At 42.3% G+C, this 22,543-nt stretch carries 14 protein-coding genes; 6 read left to right on the forward strand and 8 right to left on the reverse strand.

Annotated elements, in window-relative coordinates:
• Positions 1–69 precede the first annotated feature (69 nt).
• The 5 genes from GO009_RS11545 to GO009_RS11565 all read left to right on the forward strand — a co-directional run bounded on the left by GO009_RS11545 (position 70) and on the right by GO009_RS11565 (position 9,294).
• Complete coding sequence (locus tag GO009_RS11545; RefSeq protein ID WP_163626357.1) at positions 70–3,420, forward strand: SusC/RagA family TonB-linked outer membrane protein; 3,351 nt, start codon at positions 70–72, stop codon at positions 3,418–3,420.
• 21 nt (positions 3,421–3,441) lie between these two features.
• A complete protein-coding gene (locus GO009_RS11550; protein ID WP_163626358.1) occupies positions 3,442–5,058 on the forward strand; it encodes a SusD/RagB family nutrient-binding outer membrane lipoprotein in 1,617 nt (538 codons plus the stop codon).
• Between the two features lie 20 nt (positions 5,059–5,078).
• A complete protein-coding gene (locus GO009_RS11555; protein ID WP_163626359.1) occupies positions 5,079–6,242 on the forward strand; it encodes a hypothetical protein in 1,164 nt (387 codons plus the stop codon).
• A 103-nt stretch (positions 6,243–6,345) separates the two neighbouring features.
• Entirely contained in the window at positions 6,346–7,899 is a 1,554-nt protein-coding gene (locus tag GO009_RS11560; RefSeq protein WP_163626360.1) for an amidohydrolase family protein, read from the forward strand.
• Positions 7,900–7,959: 60 nt separating this feature from the next.
• A complete protein-coding gene (locus tag GO009_RS11565) occupies positions 7,960–9,294 on the forward strand; it encodes a fibronectin type III domain-containing protein (RefSeq protein WP_163626361.1) in 1,335 nt (444 codons plus the stop codon).
• 103 nt (positions 9,295–9,397) lie between these two features.
• Here the strand turns inward: GO009_RS11565 and GO009_RS11570 are convergent, their stop codons facing one another.
• Both GO009_RS11570 and GO009_RS11575 read right to left on the reverse strand, forming a co-directional pair.
• Entirely contained in the window at positions 9,398–12,802 is a 3,405-nt protein-coding gene (locus tag GO009_RS11570) for a HEAT repeat domain-containing protein (RefSeq protein ID WP_203532439.1), read from the reverse strand.
• 72 nt (positions 12,803–12,874) lie between these two features.
• Positions 12,875–14,560, reverse strand: a complete 1,686-nt coding sequence (locus GO009_RS11575) for a sulfatase (RefSeq protein WP_313790221.1) — start codon at positions 14,558–14,560, stop codon at positions 12,875–12,877.
• Between the two features lie 355 nt (positions 14,561–14,915).
• On the opposite strand from GO009_RS11575, the gene GO009_RS11580 reads away from it, so the two are divergent.
• On the forward strand, positions 14,916–16,898 hold the full coding sequence (locus tag GO009_RS11580) for a monovalent cation:proton antiporter family protein (protein WP_163626363.1): 1,983 nt from the start codon (positions 14,916–14,918) through the stop codon (positions 16,896–16,898).
• A gap of 160 nt (positions 16,899–17,058) precedes the next feature.
• Here the strand turns inward: GO009_RS11580 and GO009_RS11585 are convergent, their stop codons facing one another.
• The 6 genes from GO009_RS11585 to GO009_RS11610 form a co-directional block, all read right to left on the reverse strand.
• Positions 17,059–17,361 (reverse strand): hypothetical protein, encoded by a 303-nt coding sequence (locus tag GO009_RS11585; RefSeq protein WP_163626364.1) that lies wholly within the window; start codon positions 17,359–17,361, stop codon positions 17,059–17,061.
• Entirely contained in the window at positions 17,354–18,040 is a 687-nt protein-coding gene (locus GO009_RS11590) for a TrkA family potassium uptake protein (RefSeq protein ID WP_163626365.1), read from the reverse strand. Before GO009_RS11590 ends, GO009_RS11585 begins: the two co-directional genes overlap by 8 nt.
• 11 nt (positions 18,041–18,051) lie before the next feature.
• Positions 18,052–19,839, reverse strand: coding sequence for a TrkH family potassium uptake protein (locus tag GO009_RS11595; RefSeq protein WP_203532440.1), 1,788 nt, complete (start codon positions 19,837–19,839; stop codon positions 18,052–18,054).
• 100 nt (positions 19,840–19,939) lie between these two features.
• The gene (locus GO009_RS11600) at positions 19,940–20,305 is read right to left on the reverse strand and encodes a hypothetical protein (protein WP_163626366.1); all 366 of its coding nucleotides are present in this window, start codon (positions 20,303–20,305) and stop codon (positions 19,940–19,942) included.
• A gap of 257 nt (positions 20,306–20,562) precedes the next feature.
• The gene (locus tag GO009_RS11605; protein ID WP_163626367.1) at positions 20,563–21,240 is read right to left on the reverse strand and encodes a response regulator; all 678 of its coding nucleotides are present in this window, start codon (positions 21,238–21,240) and stop codon (positions 20,563–20,565) included.
• Entirely contained in the window at positions 21,233–22,312 is a 1,080-nt protein-coding gene (locus GO009_RS11610; protein ID WP_239057450.1) for an ATP-binding protein, read from the reverse strand. Before GO009_RS11610 ends, GO009_RS11605 begins: the two co-directional genes overlap by 8 nt.
• Positions 22,313–22,543 lie beyond the last annotated feature (231 nt).

Here is a 22,543-nt window from a genome sequence, read left to right on the forward strand (position 1 = left end):
ATCAAATTTATGAAAACTAAACTAACAAAAGTTGGATTTCTGATCAGGAGCCAACTTCTACTACTACTTATGAGAACATTTATTTTTTTATGTTGTCTAACTGTATTTAGCTTCACCCCAAACGACCTCGTTTCGCAGAACTCTAGCATTAAAATAGAGTTTGATAAATCCATGACGGTAGATGAAGTCTTTGACCTTATAATGAGTCAGACCGATTATAGTTTTATCTACGAGGTTGGAATGTTTGATGATTATCCTACCATTCCTGTAAAAAGAGGAAGGATAAGCACCAATAGATTGCTCAAAAAAAGTTTGGAGCCCGGAAACTTGAATGTTGTTCTGACAACGGACAACACCATAATGGTGAAAAAGGCGGATTCACGCAACCGACGATCACAGATCAACGTTTCCGGTACAGTTACCGACCAAGAAGGCTTCCCGTTGGTCAATGTAACCGTTCTGATCAAAGGAACCACCAAGGGGGCCACAACGGATTTTGATGGTAACTACAGCATTACCGTGCCTTATCCGGAAAACGTGCTCCAATTTATGCATATGGGGTTCGAGACACAGGAGGTAAAAGTAGGTGACCAAGCTACGATAGACGTTGTAATGAAAGAAACGGCACAAGCCTTGGAAGAGGTCGTGATTACTGCTCAAGGTATCAAAAAATCCAAAAAAGCCTTGGGTTATGCCATTTCACAAGTAAAATCAGAAGAGGTCGAGCAGCGTCCCGAAGCGGATTTGGCAAGGACTCTACAAGGTAAGATTGCGGGTGTGGTCATTACTCCCGCCGATGGACAGACCGGTTCCGATTCCCCTATACGAATACGTGGAAATGTATCGATAACCGGCTCCAACAACCCTTTGATCGTGGTAAACGATGTACCTTTCAATGGATTGTTAAGGGACATCAACCCCAACGATATTGAAAGTATGAGCATACTCAAAGGTTTCAATGCTTCCGTACTTTATGGTAGCGAGGGTAGGAACGGGGTTATCCTGATCCAGACCAAAAGTGGCTCTGCTAGAACGGGACAGGCAAAGACTACGGCTAGTTATTCTACTACCGTGTATACCAATACGGTATCACAATTGCCGGAATTTCAGAATACATATTCCAACGGAGGAGAGGGCGAGTTCCAGCCTACTTACCTTTCCAATTGGGGTCCTGCATTTTCGGATATCGGTACAATTGACCATCCGTATGCTCCTTTGAGCGATATTTTTCCACAATACGAAGGCGCAACTATGAACATTTCCGCCAAACCGGATAATGTTCGGAATATATTCAGGACAGGGATCGGGACAACACATTCATTGACCGTGGCCACATCGCAGGAAAAGGTCGGTTTCAATATTACCGCTGGCTATACGGATGAAAAAGGAATTATAGATCATAACGATTTAAAAAGGTTTAATATCAGTGTCGGAGGGCGTGCCCAGATATCCGACAAGTTGGACCTTAGCGCTACCCTTAACTATTCGTCACGAAAAGTAAATAGGGTTTACGGTGAAAGTATTTTCAATGTAGTGTACTATCAGCCTCGATGGATTGATTTGACCGAGCTTCCCTATCAGAATCCATTGACCGGGGAATCCGTGTATTACAGAAATGATACAAATCCGTTGTGGATGTTGCACAATACCGGGACCAACGATATTGTCGAACACGTCTACGGTACCGTCAATGCCAATTACAAATTGAGCGATGACTTTAATCTGACTTACAGAGCAGGTTATGATAGTAGGCATTTTAGTGGTTTTGAATACTCCAATAAAGGAGGATACGACGACAATACTTTTAAAATTGGATACCTGCGTTTGGATAGCGAAAGAGATGTGGATGTCAACCAGACCGTAATACTTGGGTTTGATAAGAATATTACGGAAGACCTAAATTTGGAGGCACAGATTGGGGCAAACTCCAGAATAACGAGGTACCAGAGTCGGTCATCGGATTCCGATGGACAGGTGGTGTATGGTTTTTTAAGACCCAGTAATTACGTTACCACCGAAGCGGAATACGAGTCGGAAGATGAGAATTTAGCCGGTGTTTTTGGACAGTTCCAGTTCGCTTACAAGCGCTACTTATATGCAACACTGTCGGGAAGAAACGATTGGGGGAGTACGGTCGAAAAAGCCAATCAATCCCTATTCTATCCAGGGGCGTCCCTATCTTTTGTGCCGACCTCTGCCTTTGATTTTGGGGGGAATGTAATCAATTTTTTAAAGATCAGGGGGGCTTATGCAACCTCTTCAGGGTATCCGAGTGCATACAGGACCAGGGGAACCTTGGTGATAGATAACCTCAGATTTGCAGCTGCCGATGGGTCGTACCCGGTAACCAATAGGTACAGTACAAGGTATGCTAATCCAGATCTGGCACCAGAGCTGCACCGTGAGTTCGAGCTTGGATTGGAGACCAATATGTTCAACAATAGATTGACCTTGGAGGCTTCCGTTTACAAACGAATTTCCGAAGATCAGATTGTAGGTGCGCCCTTGGCAGGGTCTTCAGGTTTTGACACGCAGTATATCAACCTAGGTAGAGTTGATAATAAAGGTGTTGAAATTGACCTCGGCATAGATTTGTTCAAGAACGATAATTTTCAATGGAATTTCCGCAATATTTTCACCGCGGACGAATCTTTAGTTGTCAAGACTACAGACACGGGGGCCAACATCAACCTTAGCTCTACGGACGACAGGTTTGCTGTAGAGGGTCAGCCTTTTGGAGTTATCATGGGGGATTATGCCCTTAGAGATGACAATGGGAACCTGCTTATAAGTGGAAACGGTTCCAGTACAAGGGTAGGTGAAGTGATTACCAGTAGCGATGTCGGGTTTGATGATAAGGTCATCGGAGATCCCAATGCCGATTGGCGACTCACCAACATAAATTCCTTTAGCTACAAAGGCTTTAGGCTATCTGCCCAAATTGAGTACAGACATGGAGGCGAAATATATTCAACGGCCGTAAGGAACATGTTACAGCGAGGGGTCACTAGGGATACCGAGGATAGAGATGGTGCTTTTGTAATACCCGGATATCTGGCGGACGATGCCACCGGAGAGCCACTGTTGGATGCAAATGGGAACGAGATTCCCAACACCTTTCAAATGAATCCCGGTAGGATATCGTATTCCAATTACTACAATGCCAATGACCTTGCCATGTGGGATACTTCCATATTTAGGATACGGGAGGTTTCTTTGGGGTATACCTTAACAACACAAAAAGGACAATCACTCCCCTTTAAGAGCATCAACTTTACCCTTTCTGGAAGAAACCTATGGTACAGGGCACCGAATTTCCCAAGGTATACCAATTATGATCCAGAAAGTGATGGACTGGAAGGAAACAGTACAGTCCCTTCCACCAGAAGGATTGCATTGGGCATAACCGCAACATTTTAATCGTACCTAAAAAGAAATAACATGCAAAATATAGTAAGATACTTTAGTATAAGCACACTGGCCTTACTGCTCTTTATGGGTTGCGAGGTCTCAGATTTCGACCTACAGGAGAACCCCAATTATCTGACACCCGATAGTGCGGACCCGGAATACATGCTCAACGAGGTACAGTACCTCTTCCAGCATTACATGAAATGGATGATCGTCAACACGGATGATGTGATGAGATATGAAGCCATGACCGACACCTACGGAGATGTGGTCCCTACCAGTGTTATGGATGGGGATACCAGTAAAGAATGGGATACCTATTATGAGGCATTGAACAATGTACGGACTATTGAGGCACTGGCGGAGGATGATGAAACCCTGCTCTTCCATAGCGGTATCGCCAAGCTCTTGATGGGCTATATGACCGTGACCATGGTGGATTATCTTGGCGCAATACCGTATTCACAGGCCGTGAACAATGCAGAGTACCCCAATCCCGAACTCGATGGTGGAGCAGAGCTCTATCAAATGGTACTCGGTGATATTGATGAAGCCATTACACAGATTCAAGAGGCCAACTTTGACTTTTCTACTGATCTTTTTTATCAAAGTGATAAAGACAAATGGATAGCCTTTGCAAATTCCTTAAAGCTGAGAATGCTCGTACAAGCAAGACTGGCAAGTACCAATATAGGCATAGTGGATATACAAGCCGAAATCAATGCCCTATTGTCTCAAAACTTGATTGATTCGGGCGAAGAGGATTTTCAATGGTCCTATAGTACCGTACAGGAACCGGAAAGTAGACATCTGTACTTTCAAAGAGCCTATGTGAGCGGTTTTGACCAATATATCGGGAACTATTTTATGTACCAGCTCAAGGAATCCAAAAACAATCCAGATCCAAGGATTCGTTATTACCTCTACAGACAGTCCAACGAAGATCCTTTCAGTGGACCTCCGTACCTACCTTGTCAAGGAGATCCGGACGTAGATTATTGCTACATTGGCGACCAATATTGGGGCTACGACCATGGGGAAAGCCGCGTAGGAAGAGGGGACAATCTGCTGAGAACCGTTTACGGGGTTTACCCGGGCGGTGGCAGCTTTGATGAGGACCAATTCGTTGGCGCACCCAGCACTACCGATAATTTGGGCGGAGCGGGAATCCTGCCCTTATTGACCTCTTCATATGTTAGCTTTTTGCGTGCCGAAGCAGCATTGACCCTTGGAACCAATGACGACCCTGTAACATTGCTTGAGACTGGAATTCGCAACTCCATGTCCAAAGTAATGGCATTCGGAGGGGTAACCTCTGATCTTCAACCCACAGCTGCCGATGTGGACGCCTATGTAGATGAGGTCATACAGGATTATTCAAATGCCACCACCGATGAGGCACGATTGGATATTGTAATGAAGGAATACTATTTGGCCGCTTACGGAAACTCCATAGAGTCTTATAACTTCTACCGAAGAACGGGATATCCATCCGACATGCAGGTGCCCATAGATGATGACAATCCCGTATTTCCAAGAAGTTTTCCATTATCCAGGTTGGAAGTACAGCGAAATCTGTCCCTTGAACAGAAAAATAACTATGACAAGGTATTCTGGGACACCAACCCTGATAGTTTCATTAAATAAACAGCAAAACGATTTCTATTATGAAAAATAATATAAGCATACAATTTCTATTGGGACTGTTATTTTTGATAGGCTGTTCCAAAGAGAACAATACGCTCGAAGATATTACCGATCGAGGAGGGTTTGTATCGTTCGACGAAACTCCCGAACTCAGCTATAGCGTGCTCAGCTTGGATTCCGATGTAATCAGTGCACAATTGGTGGACTCCAATGGGAACGCAATAAGTTATTCCCTCTCCGTGACCTACGGAGATGCAACAGCAGAGGATATCATCACAGTAACAGAGTTTCCTTATCAATTGGAACTTTCCATCAGTGATATTATTGATGCGCTCGGTCTGACTGAGGATGACATCGAACTGGGGTCCACCATGTCCTTTGTGGGAACGGTAACCAGTCCGAATGGGACCTTTAGCGGTGCCTCTCCAGATTTAAATGATAACAATGATAACGAAGGAGGTGACACCACGGATAGGTCCAAACTATATTTTCCAAACCAGGCCATGGAATTTTCCATATCCTTTTTTCAACCCGCTGGTAAAAAAATCAGGGGAACCTCATTTGAAGAAGTTCCCATTGGAGCAGAAGACGCTACTTACGACCGAAATGGAAGTAACGATGAAACCTTGGATTTGATCAATGGAGGAGTACCTCCTTATGTAGATTACATTGCGGAGGGCAACGGCGTGGATAATGAACTTGGTTTTGATTCCGAATACATAGCCATTACCGATATAAGTAGCAGTAGTTTGGGCTTTTCGGCAGAGCGTATCGGGGTTTTCTCGCTGTTGGAAGACTACGAAGCATACCCAGATGGAACACAAGGATTTCATTCAGAAGACGCGGATGGGGCCATCCGTATCACTTTTGATACCGTTGAGGTTCCAGAAGGGCAAGAAAACTCAGGGGTTTCTTTTCAGGTGTTTTTTGGAGATTCAAGCTGGGAAGAATTGGACGGCTTACATGCCTATGCCAATATTGTCACAGATTCGGGTACAGAAGTTCTTGAATTGGCTAGCATCTTTAGCGATGATGTTGAAGCTGTAGCTGGTCAGTGGTATGAAATCAATAGTGGTTATCTAAAAGGAGTCCGTTCCTATCAGTTGGTGATTCAAATACAATCTGGGGCAACCCCGGAGTCTTTTGATATTGACAATGTGATTATATACGAATCTGAAGATTAATGTCATTTTTTGATTGATCTTTGGGAATAACTTTGTTCTCATGTGCATTAAAAATGTCAACCCCGTTTTTTGGGGTTGACATTCAATAAAGAAAAACATCATTATGGAAAGAAAAATCATAGGTCTCCTTGTTCTTGTTGCCCTTTTGGCAGCATGTAACGGCAAGAGCAAAATAGAAGCGGATATTTTGATTGTAAACGGCGAAGTCTACGACGGAATCGAGGCAATGTCCCAATCACTTTCCATAGCGATAAAAGGCGATACAATTGTTTGGGTCGGTCATCAAAATGATAAAGAGGTGGTCGCTGTCAAAACAATAGATGCAAAAGGACTTATTGTCTCTCCCGGCTTTATTGACCCGCATACACATGCCACTAACGATTTGGACAATTCCGAACACTCACATAACAAACCCTTTCTTTTTCAAGGGGTAACAACCGTAACCGTGGGTAACGATGGAAGTAGCCCTTATCCTTTAGCCGAATACCGGGACAAGTGCCAAGAACTAGGTGTGGGCACCAATGTAGTTACGCTGGTCGGTCACGGAACCATTAGAAAACAAGTAATGGGGGAAAGTGATCGCGAAGCTTCTAAAGAAGAACTCGTTAAAATGCAGCAATTAATGCAGCAAGAGTTGAATGCAGGAGCATTTGGCATGTCCACAGGATTGTTTTATGCACCGGGTAGTTATTCAACAACAGACGAAGTTGTGGCATTGGCAGAGGTTGTGGCCAAGAACAATGGCATTTATGACACCCATATGAGAGATGAAAGCACCTATTCCATTGGATTGATACCAGCAGTGCAAGAAACCATCGAAATAGGGGAAAGGGCAAATATTCCCGTGCATATTTCCCATATAAAATGTTTGGGTGTAGATGTTTGGAAACAAAGCGATTCCATCATCAAAATTGTTGAAGAAGCACAGGACAAAGGAATTCATGTTACAGCCAACCAATACCCGTATAATGCCTCCGCCACAAGTTTAAAGGCTGCCGTGGTTCCCCGATGGGCAGAAAGTGGAGGAAAGGATTCCCTGTTGATACGTTTTAATGATACAGGGTTAAAGAGTAAGATTTTGGAACAGACCCAAACCAATATAGCAAGAAGGGGAGGACCGGAGAAATTACTTATCATACAAGCACCGGACACCTTGCTTCAGGGAAAAAATCTGTTGGAAATAGCCCAAGATTTGAAAAAGAAGCCCGAAGAAGCTGTTTTCGATATTTTAAAACTGGGTTACATTAAAATAGCCTCGTTCAACATGAACCCGTACGATATTGAAAACTTTATGGTCCAACCATGGGTGGTAACAGGTTCGGATGGAGGTTCGGGGCATCCTAGAAAATATGGGACTTTTCCTTATAAATACCGCAAGTTTGTTAAAGAGGACAATGTATTGGATTTAGCTTCTTTTATTAATCAAAGTAGCTCAAAAACAGCCAAAATCCTAAAACTTCCAAAACGGGGAACTCTTCAAGAAGGCAACTACGCCGATATTATAATTTTTGATCCAAATGCCTTTACGGATAAAGCAAACTATTTGGATGCGTTTCAGCTTTCTGAAGGGTTGATATATAGCATCATAAATGGAAAACTATCCATAGAGGAAGGTGAATTCACAGAAAAACTAAACGGAAGAATGTTGAAAAAATAGCCAAGGAAATGAAAAATTCATTGGTGAAAAATCAATGGGTACTTCCAAAAAGAAACAAAAATGAAAACTATAAATTTTATAACAGGTTTTTCCTTCGGAAAGGAAATCATCATCATGGTTTTAATGTTGTTTGTAGCCTGCTCTTCAAGTGAGGGTAGCAACGACGACACCTCTGTAGAAACAGATATACAAGCCCCATCGGCCCCTACTGGCTTAACGGGCGATAATATAACACAAACCTCGGTGGAATTGAACTGGGATGCTGCTTCCGATAATGTAGGGGTTAAAAATTATTCTCTTTACCAAAATGGTAGTTATTTGGCAAGTTCCGGTCAAACATCTTACGTGTTGAACAATTTAGAGCCAGGCAAGATGTACGAGTATCAGGTACTGGCAAACGATGCGGCAGGAAACAAATCCTCATTAAGTGAAGCTTTGAAGGTAACAACAGTCAGTGCAATTGAGGCAGAACTACAATATGCATCGGGAAATATTGATACGTACCTGCAAAATTTGATAAATAATGTACCGGGCAGTGGCGAAAACAGTTATGAAATACCCACTGATAATGATTTGGATTTGTGGAACCAGGTCATCGACGATCTGTTGAGCGACAATATTTCAGATGCTGTTTCCAAAGCTGTTGATTTCAATTATCAAATTACGGAATTTACAGATACCGATTTATCACCAAACCAAGTGTTCTATGTATTGGCCGAATACAGTTCGCAATCCAATTATTGGGGCATCTATGTTTTTAGCAAAACACCTAACAAGGAAGATTTGGTATTGATGGCTCCCCACATTAAGTACGATACCAATACGGGTTTTGAGGCAGTATATTCCTTTAGGAACAATGTGGCCAAAGCACTTCTTTTAAGCGGTACGCACAGGTGCAATAGCACCGAAAGGTCGGAATGTTCCGGAACAACTTCCGCTTGTGGGTCAAATGGGGCCTACCGTATTTCTGACATGGCACATAATACAAACTCAGCTTTTCAAGAAGCGACCGAGGTTATAGCTACAACGTTGCCAAATACGATATTTGTACAATTGCATGGTTTTGGCAAGGATGATGGAGATCCCGATGTTATAATGAGCAATGGAACTACGGAAACCCCAGACACAGATTATGCCTCCTTGATCAGGGATGCTCTTTTGGATGAGGATAAAACCTTGACTTTTAAAATTGCCCATATTGATACGGATTGGACTCGATTAAGGGGCTTTACCAATACACAAGGGAGATTTATCAATAGTTTCCCTGACCCATGCAGCACTTCAGCTAGCAATACAACTGGGAGGTTTATTCATATTGAACAAGCTAAGCCAAAACTGCGTAAAAACGCTTCTGGCTGGAAAAAAATGAGCAATGCATTGGGCAATGTTTTTTAAAAAAAGCATGGTAATAAATAGATGAGTTCACCAACCTAAACAAAAAAGGTCTAACATGTCGATTTTCTTCATATTAGACCTTTTTATCGTTTTTAGGGTTGGATTACCCCTCAGTTTTAAGATTGCTCAAATATTCTATTAAATCACGTAATTCACGCTTACTGATCATTTTGCCCATGGCAGGCATGCCCGACGGCAAGTTTCTTCTCTTTTGAATTCGAGAATGGGCCACTTCTAAAGGTTCAGCATCCGAAGTGCGGAGAACCAGTCCCTCTTCGTTCTCTTCTACCAATAGTCCTGTAACCTCTTGTCCGTTGGTCAAGGTCAACACTACGCTTCCGTAACCTGGAGCAATTCGCTTGGAAGGTTCGATCAAAGCTTCCAAAATTTGCTCACGGGTCAATCTGCTGCCGATATCGTCCATGGGAGGGCCTACTTGGCCGCCTGAGCCTTTTACTGCATGACAGCGAACACATTGGGCCGTTGGGTTGCTAACAAAAACACTTTGTCCGGCCCACCAGCTTCCTCCGTACAGGGTTTCGGCATAAGCATCGGTGCCATAGCCTTGACTTTTTAATGAGGCAAGTTCATTTTTAAGCATCTCGGAGTTGTTGTCGGAGGCGGCTTCTATCAAATCGAGCATAACAGCTTCATCAATACCACCACGAGCAGCCTGATTCAATAAGTCAGAAAGTACCACTTCGCTTTTTTCAATGGGCATCTCTGCCAAGACTTCTAACAGTGCTTGTTGTTCGCCAACACCACCTTTGCTGAATATGGGGTTTACAATGCTTGGCAATTCTTCTTTTGTCAACGAAAGTTCACCTATTAAAGTTACGGCGGTTCGTCTTACTTGTGCGTTTTCATCGCTCATGCCCATACGCATTGCTCGTGCCAACTGTTCATAAGCTGTATTGCCCAATGCGGTTAACGCTTCAGCCCTGGCTTCAGGCGAAGCATGGGTGCGTAGGAGCTGAATCAATCGGTCTTCATGCCCCTTTAATTGCAAGGCGGACAATAGTTTTAGTGCCCCTACCAATACCTCTGGGTTTTCATCAGACAAAAAATCTGACATACTTCCCGTTACTTTATTTTGAATGGGCTCCAAAGGTCTTTCTTTTGCTCCCAAATGATACCCGTCCACACGATCCATTACCGATGGAGAGGACCATGTACTCAGCGCGGCCAAGGCCTCACCGCGTAATTCCGAAGGGATATTCTCGTTCTTGGCGTAGTTGATCAAATTATCCAACTGCTTTTCGCCACCTACTCTGAGGGAGGCATTGATAACGCGTCGCATTAGCGGTTCGGAACTGAATTTTGGATTTTCCAAGAGTGCGGCCAAATCTGCAAGTGCTTCTTTAATTCCCTTATCATCGTTTATGGCTCGTGCAGCTTCGGTAACGATAAATTCATCACTATCCCTCAGGAATATAGCTACTTCTGGGCGTTTCATTCGGCGAAGAGTCAAAACCGAAGCGATTTTCAAGGAACGGTTTTCGCTATTGGCCAACTCAACCAAAGGTTGGTACTTTCCAATTCTTGATAGAGCCAAAACTCCAACGTGACGCAAATAAACATCCTCATCAGCATTTTCCGCCAACATATCCAATAGGGGTTGAACGGCATTCTCCACTTTGATTCTTCCCAATGCTTGAGCAGCAAAAAACTGTACCCGTGGGTTTTCGGAATCAAGTAGGGCTATCATTTTATCACTTCCTTCAGAATGACGCACGTCTCCCAAAACTTTTAAACTTTGTGCAATGATTTCTGGGTCATCATCATTCAAAAGCTCCACCAAAAGGTCTGCTTTATCTGTATCTTTTCCAGCTTGTTGACCTATTCCCCAGATTGCATGAATTCGGGCCAATTGATTTTCGTCTTCTTGAGCAACCTGTTTTAATTTACGATGGCCCCAAAAGGTGCTTTTAGCCAATTCAAATTGTGCTTTTTGACGGATGCGCATATCTGGATAGCGTAGCAATTCCACGAGTTCATCATTGTCCAGCCCAGCAAAGTCCGTGGTCATCCATTTTTGGGTTTCAGCCCGTTCTTCAGCCAAATCGTTTTCCGAATCGGTTACATCCAGTTTCCAAACCCGGCCTGAATTTTTTGTGTTCCAACCGTTGATCCAATCGGCAAGATAAAGGGCTCCATCGGGGCCAAATTTTATGGCGGTAGGCAAAATGCCGCTCAACATGTCCACTTCGGAATCGAGTTCGAACGAGGCTCCTTTTGGTTTAAGGTCAAAAGACCAAATATGCGATAGCGATGGGTCGCCCACAAACTCGACCAAAAAGAATTTATCCACCCAATCCGAACCCAAAGCGGTTCCTGGGTTAAATAGCATTCCCGTAGGACCGTTGTGATAATTCATAATAGGAGGGATAATATGGGCAGCCTGCCCTTCCCATCTGGGCAAGTATAGTTTTTCGTCCATCCAAACCTTATAGTCGTTGTTTTTTGGGTCGGTGTATTTGCCATATTGCCAGTTGGAGCGCCATCCCGCATCGGAACCTTCAACAATATGAACCAAACGTTCACTTTCACCTTGGTGATCTCCATCATTATCAGAAGAAATAATATTGCCATACTTGTCAAAAACAAACTCATGGGTGTTACGAAGACCATGGGCAAAAACCTCAAAATCGGACCCATCTGGATTGCTACGTACAATAACGCCTTGATTGGAATAGGGATACCGATTCCCCTCTTTGTCGGTAATGTTGGCTCCAATGTCGCCTATGCCCCAATAGAGTTTGCCATCGGGGCCCATTATTGCACCGGACATACCATGGCCGCCAAACCCAATATGAACCCCAAACCCAGTAGCAAGAGAGGTTTTGGTGTCAAAAACCTCATCACCGTTGGTATCTTCCATACGCCACATATCTGGGGCGACCCCGACGAACAAGTTTTCACCATCTACGGCCAAAGCGTTTGCTACATCGGTTACTTCGGTGTGGAAATTGTGTACTACCCGAGTTGCTTTCTCTGCAAGCCCATCGTTGTTGGTATCTTCCAAGCGCCATACTTCTTCCTCTTCTACAGCTAAGTCCCTCCAATCGTGACTGCCATCGTTGTTGAGGTCGGTCAGCCATGAATTTTCTTCACTTTTTTCGGGAGCAAAGGTTTCGTGCAAAAATGCCTTTCGGTCGGCTACTGTTTCAAAACTGTTGGAAGCGGTCATCCAGTGCCTATAACCACGAATATCAAATTCTGAGTTTTTTTGGCGGTTGGTCCGGGTAAAAAAGATGCGGCCCTGTGCATCGATATCCATAGCGATAGGGTCGGGGGCAAGGGTATCGGGAGCCCAAAGGTTGAGTTGGAGCCCGTCTGCAAGTTGAATAGAGCCCATATTTTCAGCTTCAGTAACCTCGTTGTTGAGGTAGGCCGAGTCCAATTCGATTGTTACAGGGGTTTCGGTTGGTTTTGATGATTTTTTTTGACAGGAAACGACAAAGAGCAATCCAAGAAGGAAGATTGTTCCCAACGGTTTTATATGCATGATTTTTTAAGGTTTGATTCGGTTAAGGTTGAAAAGGTATGAAAATAAATTTTGCAACGTTTTGTATTGGGATCAGTCTTTCTCCTTGGAACTTTCCCATTTCTCAATAATGGGTTTCAAAATATCATCTTCAACACCATATACTTTGCCTTCTTTTGCAAGTGGCATAAATTCATCTATGTATTGTTGGCTCAGTGCCGTGGAATCACCGTATTGTTCTCGCAAGGCATCAAGCTTTTGGTGCAAGTCCTTTTGAATTTCGGCATAGGCCGGGTCATCGTAATAATTATGTTGTTCCAAAGGGTCTTTTTTTCTGTCGATCAATTCCCAATAATCAAGGTCAAAATAGTAGTGTATCAATTTGTAATCTTTTGTGATGACTGCATAATGTCTGTTTACATTATGTTCCGAAGGATGTTCGTAATAATGATAATATACAGCATCTCTTTCCCAATTGTCCAAATCGCCGGTTAGTACGGGAACCAAACTTTTTCCTTGCATATCGCTAGGCTGGGGAGCCCCTGCCACATCGAGAAATGTTTGTGCAAAATCCAAGTTCTGAACAAGTTCATCGGATACGCTTCCTGGTTTGATCCTATTTGGCCATGAAACCAATAGCGGTGTTTTTAAACTTTCGTCGTAAACAAATCTTTTATCGAACCAACCATGTTCTCCTAAATAAAATCCTTGGTCCGAGGTGTACACGATAATGGTATTTTCCATCATGTCATTGGCTTCCAAATAATCCAGAACGCGGCCAACATTCTCATCAACTGATTTTATGGTGCCCAGATAATCTTGCATGTAGCGTTGGTAACGCCATTTGGCAAGGTCTTTATCCGACATGCTGGGGTATTCCTCTACAAATTCTTTGGCTACTTTTTCGTAGGCTGCATCAAAATTGGCTCGTTGGGTGGAATCCATTCTTCCTAAAGCATTCTCGAACCTAAGCTTGTCAAAACCAATAACTTCTTCCAAACCTAATTGATCCATAACTTCGGGGTATAGTTTGCTATCGTTGGCCCAGCCCATATTGCCGTCAATTTTCATTTGGGCAACCTTGGCGGCGGGCATCCCTTCATGGTCATCAAACAAAGTTGCGGGTTCTTCAAAGGTTTTTTGAGTGTATTCTTGCATGTGTCTTTCCGCCATAAACCAAGAGCGGTGCGGGGCTTTGTGTAGGTACATCAGCATAAAGGGTTTATCTGCTTGGCGTTCGTTGTCCAGCCAATCAAGGGTCATGTCCGTAACTATGTCGGTTACATAGCCTTTAACATTGATTTCTCCTTCATTTTTGGTGATAAAATCGGGGTTATAGTAAGCACCTTGTCCCGGTAGTATTTTAAACTGATCAAATCCTTTTGGGTTGTTGCCAAAGTGCAACTTGCCAAACATGGCAGTTTGATACCCTGCTTTTTGCAATAACTGAGGAAAGGTAACGTTAGTGGTGTCGAAAGGGGATACATTGTCCACTTTTCCGTTTACATGAGAGTGTTTTCCTGTTAGAATTGTTGCTCGGGATGGAGCACAAATAGAGTTAGTGACACTGGCATTGGTGAACAACATGCCCATTTCGGCAATTCTATCAATATTCGGGGTTTCTATCAAACTGTTGTCATATGCGGAAATGGCTTGGTATGCGTGGTCGTCCGACATAATGAAAACTATGTTGGGTCGCTTTGATTCTTCTTCTTTGACCTCGGATTTGCACCCGATGAGTAAGGTTATGCAAAAAGCAAGATTTGTGATTGTTAAGATTCTTTTTGTTGTGGTTTTTGGTTGGTTGATTTTGAATGGCATATTAGTTTGTTTTAGCAAAACATTTATTTGGGGCAAAAGATAGTCAATTCCATAGATTTTGTTGTTGATGTTTTAAAATTGGTGTGCCGGGTTTATCCCGTCCTCAGGAAATGATGCGTTGGAAAGGTTTAACGTACCCGTAGTAAAAAAGCAAGAGGCTGAATTTTAAGTTGACAAGAAACAAAAAAATGATTTTGTCAGGTTGGAGTAAGATTAGGGAGATAATGCCTTTATAGCCGTAAATTTGAATTATCCAATTCAGGTTATATTTTTAATAGCTATTTTCATATTTTGAATAAAAAGAACAACCCTTATGCATCTACCTTTACTACACGACATTCTCATCTTATTAGGGTTTTCAGTCGCTATTGTTTTTATTCTTCAAAAATTTAAGCTTCCCTCAATAATTGGTTTTTTGATAACCGGTGTAGTCATTGGACCTTATGGTTTTAGCCTTGTAAATGCTGTAGAGCAAGTAGAAATTCTTTCTGAAATAGGGGTGATCCTTTTACTCTTTGTAATTGGAATGGAATTGTCCATAAAGCAATTGATGTCCATTAAAAAAACAGTGTTTATTGGTGGATCCTTACAGGTGGGCATAACAATAGCAGTAGCCTCAGTTGTGTATTATTTTATGGGCAATTCTTGGAATGAGTCGGTTTTTATTGGCTTTCTTTTTTCACTGTCCAGTACGGCCATAGTGCTAAAAACATTGCAGGACAAACAACAGATTACGGCACCGCACGCCAGAAATGTTTTGGCAATTTTAATTTTTCAGGATTTGATCGTGGTTCCCATGATGCTGGTCGTCCCCATGATGGCCGGTGAATCGGAAAATCTTGGGTTGAGTATTTTATCACTGTTCATAAAGTCCATTATCGTACTTGCCATAACTATTGTCAGTGCACGATATATTGTCCCTCGACTAATGCATGCAGTAGCCAAAACCAATAGCAAAGAGCTTTTTTTATTGGTAACCATAACACTTTGTTTTGCCGTGGCATGGTTAACATCAGAAGCGGGTCTTTCTTTGGCATTGGGCGCTTTCATGGCAGGGTTAATTGTTTCCGAATCAGAATACAGCCATCAAGCCACTAGTATCATACTTCCTTTTAGGGAACTTTTTACAAGTTTCTTTTTCGTTTCGGTCGGGATGTTACTGGATTTACAGTTCTTTATAAATCATGTGCTGCTCATATTACTTTTTGTCGTTGTTGTCTTTTTTGTGAAAACGACCATTGCAGCAATTGCTGTTATGGTTCTCAAATATCCGACCCGAACGGTGTTGATGACAGGATTGGCCCTGTTTCAAGTTGGGGAATTTGCCTTTATACTTTCCAAGGTAGGACTGGAGTACAATTTACTGACTGCTGAAACCAATCAGTATTTCTTGTCGATTTCCATCTTGTCCATGATATTGACACCCTTTGTAATTATTTATTCGGAATTAATTGCGGATAGATTGATGGGAGTATCCAAAAAGATAGGCCTAAAGGGTGAATTAATTCCCAAAAATGGCAAAGAGGAAACTTCAACTACCAAATTAGAAAATCATTTGATTATTATAGGATATGGTGTAAATGGCAGTAATTTGGCCAAAGCAGCTTCTGTAAGCAACATTCCCTATGTTGTGATAGAGATGAATGCGGAAATAGTAAAAAAGGAGAAGGCAAAAGGTGTGCCCATTATTTTTGGAGATGCCACCCAAAACCATATTCTTGAAACTGTGAACCTTTCAAATGCCAGGGTTGCAGTAATTGCAATTTCAGACAATATGGCCACCCAAAGGATCATTAAAAATATTCGTTCCTATTCCGACTCCCTTTATCTGGTTGTGAGAACAAAATATGTGAAGGAAACATCTGAAATAATCGCATTGGGAGCTGACGAAGTTATTCCTGAAGAGTTTGAAACCTCGGTTCAGATTTTTACAAACGTACTTCAGAACTTTCTTGTCCCGGAAGATGATATAGACCTGTTTGTTCAGAAGATTAGATCGGACAATTACCAATTATTTAAAGGAGAATTAAAGCGCCCAAAAACTTTTCGAGCTAGTGAGTTGGCAGATTTCAATATTACTTGTTTGCGAATGAACACTGATAGTAATAAGTTTTTAGGAAAGTCGTTACGTGAATTGAATTTAAGAGCTGAATTCGGAATAAATGTCTTGGGCATCAAAAGAAAGGATGAAATGTTGGAAAGTGTTCAGCCCACTGAAAAATTAAAGCAAGGCGACTTGATCTATGTACAGGGAAATCAAAATAGCATAGAGCGTTTTCATAAGTTGGTAAAATAAAATGTTTTAAAACTGGACTTGCAACAAAAAATGGACAATCAGATAAGAGTCATGCCGCGCGCTGCTAAGGCCCGGTATTGCATATGACCAACGAGGTCATCAAAGACAAATATAGTCCATAGCTTAGGGCGATATTTGGAATCTTGGTGAGGTTTTCCATTTATTTTAATGAACCATAAATATGGATTGGATTACTACAATTCCCTTTATGAGCCATAAATCCAAATGCGGAATTGGAATCTGGTTCCTCCTTATAAATAAGATATTCACAGCCTTCAATAACAATGGTCTCAAAATGGTCTTTGGGAATACTTGAGGTTTTGCCCTCAATAGTATTGGACAATGAATCTTCAACCCGTTGTCGTTTCACAAGCATTTGCTCATAGTCCCTGTCCTTACATGAGGCCGTGAACAATGGTATCGTCAACAGAGCTATAACGAAATTATACTTTGCCCTAATCATCTTTAAGAAATTTTTTGATATCCTTGTTGGAACCATAAACCACAATGATATCATCTTTGTTAAGCATACTATCGGGATTGGCGACGCCTTTTACCTTAGTGACATTTCGGGTCTTGCCCACCACGGTTCTTTCCTCGGTATTGGCAATTGTGGTCAATACCAATAAATTGTATTCCTCTCTTATATTGCTCTCCCTTATGGTTTTGCCATGGAGCTTGGGGGGAACCTTTACCTCTACAATACTGTAATCATCGTTCAGTTCAAAGGAATCCACCACTCCTTTCAAGCACAATTTTTTGGCCCATCGTTCTGCTGACTCCTCTTCGGGATGCACAATTTCATCCACCCCGATGGCATGCAGCACTTTTTCGTGGAGTTCGTCGATGGACCTACTGATCAAACGTTTGACTTGAAAGTTCTTGAACAGGGCGGTGGCCATCACACTGGCCCCTTTGTCCTCTCCGATGGCCACAATGACCATATCGGTGTCCTCTAGAGGCAGGCCGGATACCGTGAACTCATCCGTGGCATCCATACAAATGGTATGTGAAATGCGTTCCTTGTAATTGTCCACGCGGTTCATGTTCGTGTCAATACCAATGACTTCATTGCCCTGTTCGGTCAATTTTTCCGAAAGAGAGGCACCAAAGCTTCCAAGCCCCACAATGATATATTTCATAATCAGTTCTTTTAGTTTATGGTAAGTTCCTCAACAGGATACTTATAATTTTTCTGCTTTACCTTTTTGAACACTGCGATCAACAAAGTGAGCATGCTGACCCTGCCGATGAACATGACCCCGATGATGACGAATTTGCTGGCAGCGCTGAGCTTTGCGGTTATTCCCATACTCAGACCAACGGTGCTGTATGCCGAAAAGCATTCAAAGGCGATATCCATCAGTTTTTTGTCGCTGTCAAAAATGGAAATCAGTATAACGCCAGAGCCTATTACCAGTAGGGACAATGCTATTACGGCAAAGGCACGTCGCACAGAGATCTCGGAAATCTCCCTGCGAAAGACCTCAATCCTTGATTTTCCCTTGGCCAGGCTCAAAAAGTTAAGGGTGGCAATTGCGAAGGTATTGGTCTTTATGCCCCCTCCCGTTGAGGCCGGTGACGCCCCCACCCACATTAGCAGGAAGATCATCATGATGGTAGAAAAATCAAGTGCGGCCATGTCCACTGAATTAAAGCCTGCCGTTCTAGGGGTAGCGGCACCGAAAAGGGCCGTTATAACCTTACCGATGCCATCGTGTTCCGCCAAGGTGTTGTTATATTCATTGAAATAGAACATTATTGTTCCCAAAATGGTCAGAGAAGAAGTGGTAATCAGGGTAATTCGGCTGTTCAGGTTAAGCACCCATGGTTTGTACTTTTTTTGTTCCCCGGTAAAATAAAACAGTTTCCTTAGGATAAAATATTTCAGATACTTTATGATGTTCACTACGATCGGAAAACCCAATCCACCCAATACGAAGGCTACAATAATAAGGCTTTGGAACATATAATTATACCGAAATCCAGTTTCGTACAAACTATTGGGCAAGGTGGAGAAACCTGCATTGCAGAATGCGGAAACAGCGTGGAACACCGAAAAAAAGAGACGATGAAAAAAAGAGGTGAACAAACGATTGTCCATACTCAAATAGATAAATAGTGCCGCAACCAGTTCTATGGAAAAAGTAATGATAAGGATACGCCTCAGAGTGCCAAAAACCTCACCCAATTTTTTGCTCCCGGTCATATCGCTCAAGGTCAACTGGTTTTCATAAGAGGCACCTCCTTTGAAAAAGTAGCTGAAGTAGCTTGCAACGGTAAGTATCCCGATCCCCCCGGCCTGGATAAGGCAAAGAATGACGGTTTGACCAAAAACGGTGAAATAGCTTCCCGTGTCCACAACAATGAGGCCCGTTACACAAACAGCACTTGTGGAGGTGAACAAGGCATCCAAAAAAGAGATGCCATCATGGGTGGCATTGGGCAATAGCAACAAAAGTGAACCAATCAATATAATGCCCAAAAAACTGGCAATGAACAACTGAGCTGGATTGAGCAGTGTCTTTTTATAGTTGATTTCCTGTTCGGAAAACTCCCTAATAAAAGTAAGTATGATCGCAAACTTTACCCAATTATCGGAATACAGAAAAGAAATATGCCTGTGGGCCTCTTCACCTAAAAAGTGGGCATATAGAATTACCAAGGTCACCACAATGGTAAATGAATCGAAAATAATTACGGAACGTTTAAACTGTTTGGTTCCCCTTGTATATCGTAAAACGGTGGCCAATATTCCTAAACCAATTACTACGAAATAAAAAGTATTGAACCAAATTTGGACCTTTTGTGATTTATCAAAGCCAAAATCTAAAATAAACAGGAAGACCCCAATAATGCTGGTATAGAAAGCCAGAGGAAAGAGAGCTTTGGAAAACTCCCAATCAAAAAGCACAGACCTTTCCCGTTTGAAAAGCGACATAGAGAACCATAATTCGTTTGCAGACCGCAAAGGTATGTATAGAGTTATAAAGATTTTATAAAGATTGGGCTGCCGGCGATGACTGAAACCAAAGTGGCGGTTATAGTTTATTTTTATAATATTGGGATAGTAGGTTCTCCAGTTTGGTCACATCGGTCAGGATTTTGTCCAATAGTACCATGAATTCAGTTTTGTTTCCCAACACATTGCCACCCATTTTGTATAGGGTCAATGTATTTTGGATAAAATCCTTTGTCTTTTCCACTTCCTTGAGCATGCCTTTTAAGCCCACGGCACCCAAAACGGCATCCAGACCATCTTTTACGGTATTGTAAATGTATGCAAAGAGCAAGGTATTGGGGGGACTTGGCTCATCCACGGACATATATTTGAGTTCGTTGATTCTGAAACAAAGCTTGACGATCAAACCCGAGACTTTCTCGTTGATTACTGCCTTTTTATTCATTGGACAAAGGTTTAGAATGAAAACATCGTAATAGGGAGAAGCCCAAGGAAAGCCATTTTCTAGTATATTGGACAATGGATATCAAGGGTGACCGAAATCCTATTACCAACTTTATCTAGGTCAGCAGGTTTCCCCATGATCCCTATCAAAAATGAATTCCATTTCAGGAATTTTATTGTTTTGTTGCCCAAAGATCAAGGGAAAAGAATATTCAAAAAATCAAGAATTGGCCACAGGGGATAAAGATTTTATAAAGTTCACTGAAACCGATAGCCAACGCCACTTTCCGTAATAATGTGTTCAGGATGGTTCGGACTATCTTCAATTTTTTTTCTTAACGTCCCTACAAATACCCGTAAATACTGGGTCTCGTTCTGATGCCCATAACCCCAGACCTCATTTAGGATGTACTGATGAGTCAATACCTTACCTTCATTCTTTGCAAACAGTGCCAATAGGTTGTATTCAGTTTGTGTCAATTTGATCAATTTTCTCTGTTTTTTGATGGTTCTTGCCACAAGGTCGACTTCAATGTCACCACATTGGATAATCGAATTGAGTTCAATGTTTTGATCCCTTCTCATTGCCGATCGGATACGGGCCAAGAGTTCTCCAGTCCTAAAGGGCTTGGTAAGGTAATCGGATGCGCCATTGTCCAAAGCCTTGATGATGTCCCGTTCATTGTCCTGTACCGATAGGATGATGATAGGTTTGTGATACCAGTCCCTGAGATTCACCAAAAGTTCATGTCCGCTTTTATCGGGTAATCCTATATCCAAGAGGATGGCGTCCGGCAAATGACTTGCGGCCAGAGCAATACCTTCTTTAGCATTTGCAGCTTGCAGGGTACTGTATCCATTGCTGTTCAGATTGATTTGGAGCAGTTTTCTTATCTGGGGCTCATCATCAATGATCAATATTTGTGCCTTATCCATTTTCATCGGTATTTATCGGGGTTTTTTCCGCTGGAATTGATATGGTGAAGAGAGAACCAGATTCCTTTCTGTTTTCCAATTGAACCTTACCATCCATGGCTTTCGTAAAGCCTTTGACAATCGAAAGACCGAGTCCGGTACCCCCCACAGTATTGTCCAATCTGTAGAACTTTTTGAAAACGGAACCCAATTCATTTTCGGGAAAACCTTTTCCATTGTCAGAAACGATTAAAATACAACCACCCTTTGATTCATTGGCCTCAATAGTAACAATCGAATTTTTGGGCGTATGTTGAAGTGCATTATGGACAATGTTATGCAAAATATGCTCCAATAGAATCCCGTCCAATTTGAAAAGCGGTAGGTGTTCTTTGGGCTCAAAAATGATTTCATGGTCCAATGCATCCTTTTGGTTTCTTCTAATGGTAGAAAAAATGATTTCATTGATGTCGCACCAATCTTTTTTGGGTTTGATAACCCCAGCCTCCAATCTGCTCATGCTTAACAGGTTTTCCACTTGTCGGTTCAGTCGGAGTCCTGCAATTTCTATTTCCGAATAGAGCTCAATTCTGTTACTGTCCGAAAGCTTGGAACCGTTATCTTTAATAGTATCAACAGCCCCGATAATAGTTGCAATTGGCGTCCTCAGTTCATGGGACAGGGAATTCAACAAAGTATTGTAGAGTGCTATGGATTTGAGCCCTTCTTCCTCATCCCGTTGCTTCTTTTCAAATTCCCTGATTTTGAAGGTGAGTACGGCATTGATAGAGGCGATGACAAAGTACATTAGGAACATGAGGCCGTCCTCAGGGGTCTCTATGTGGAAGGTTAGCGTTGGCGGGATAAAGAAAAAGTTCCATATCAAAGCGCTCAACAGGGCTGATATCATCACCGGAAAAATGTCGAAGAGGATAGCATTGAGGGAGACGGCCATCAATAGGATTAGCGCAACGGCACCATAGCCAACAAAATTTACCAAAAAGAAACAGATGGTCGAAGTGAACACAATAATCAGGATGCTTATCGTATACTGTTTCCTTTTGCTGTAGTTCCTAGTTCTTAGTAAATCCAAATGTTTTTTTCCAAAGTTAGCCAGAACGGTGTTAAAAAACACAAGTGGTATAATCCTTTGATTAGGTTAATTTGAAATTTCAGAGGACTATCTCATAAAGTGTGTAAATAGAAAATTAGCGGGGGCATGCCCCCGCTAATTTTTTGTCTAATTTTAAATATTTGCACATTATGAAGAAAGAAGAATTGTTCAACGACGATTTCCTGAAGCAGTTCAAATCGGGAGACGAGC

Origin of the sequence: Allomuricauda sp. TY007 (assembly GCF_010468565.1) — a bacterium.
Lineage (GTDB): Bacteria > Bacteroidota > Bacteroidia > Flavobacteriales > Flavobacteriaceae > Flagellimonas.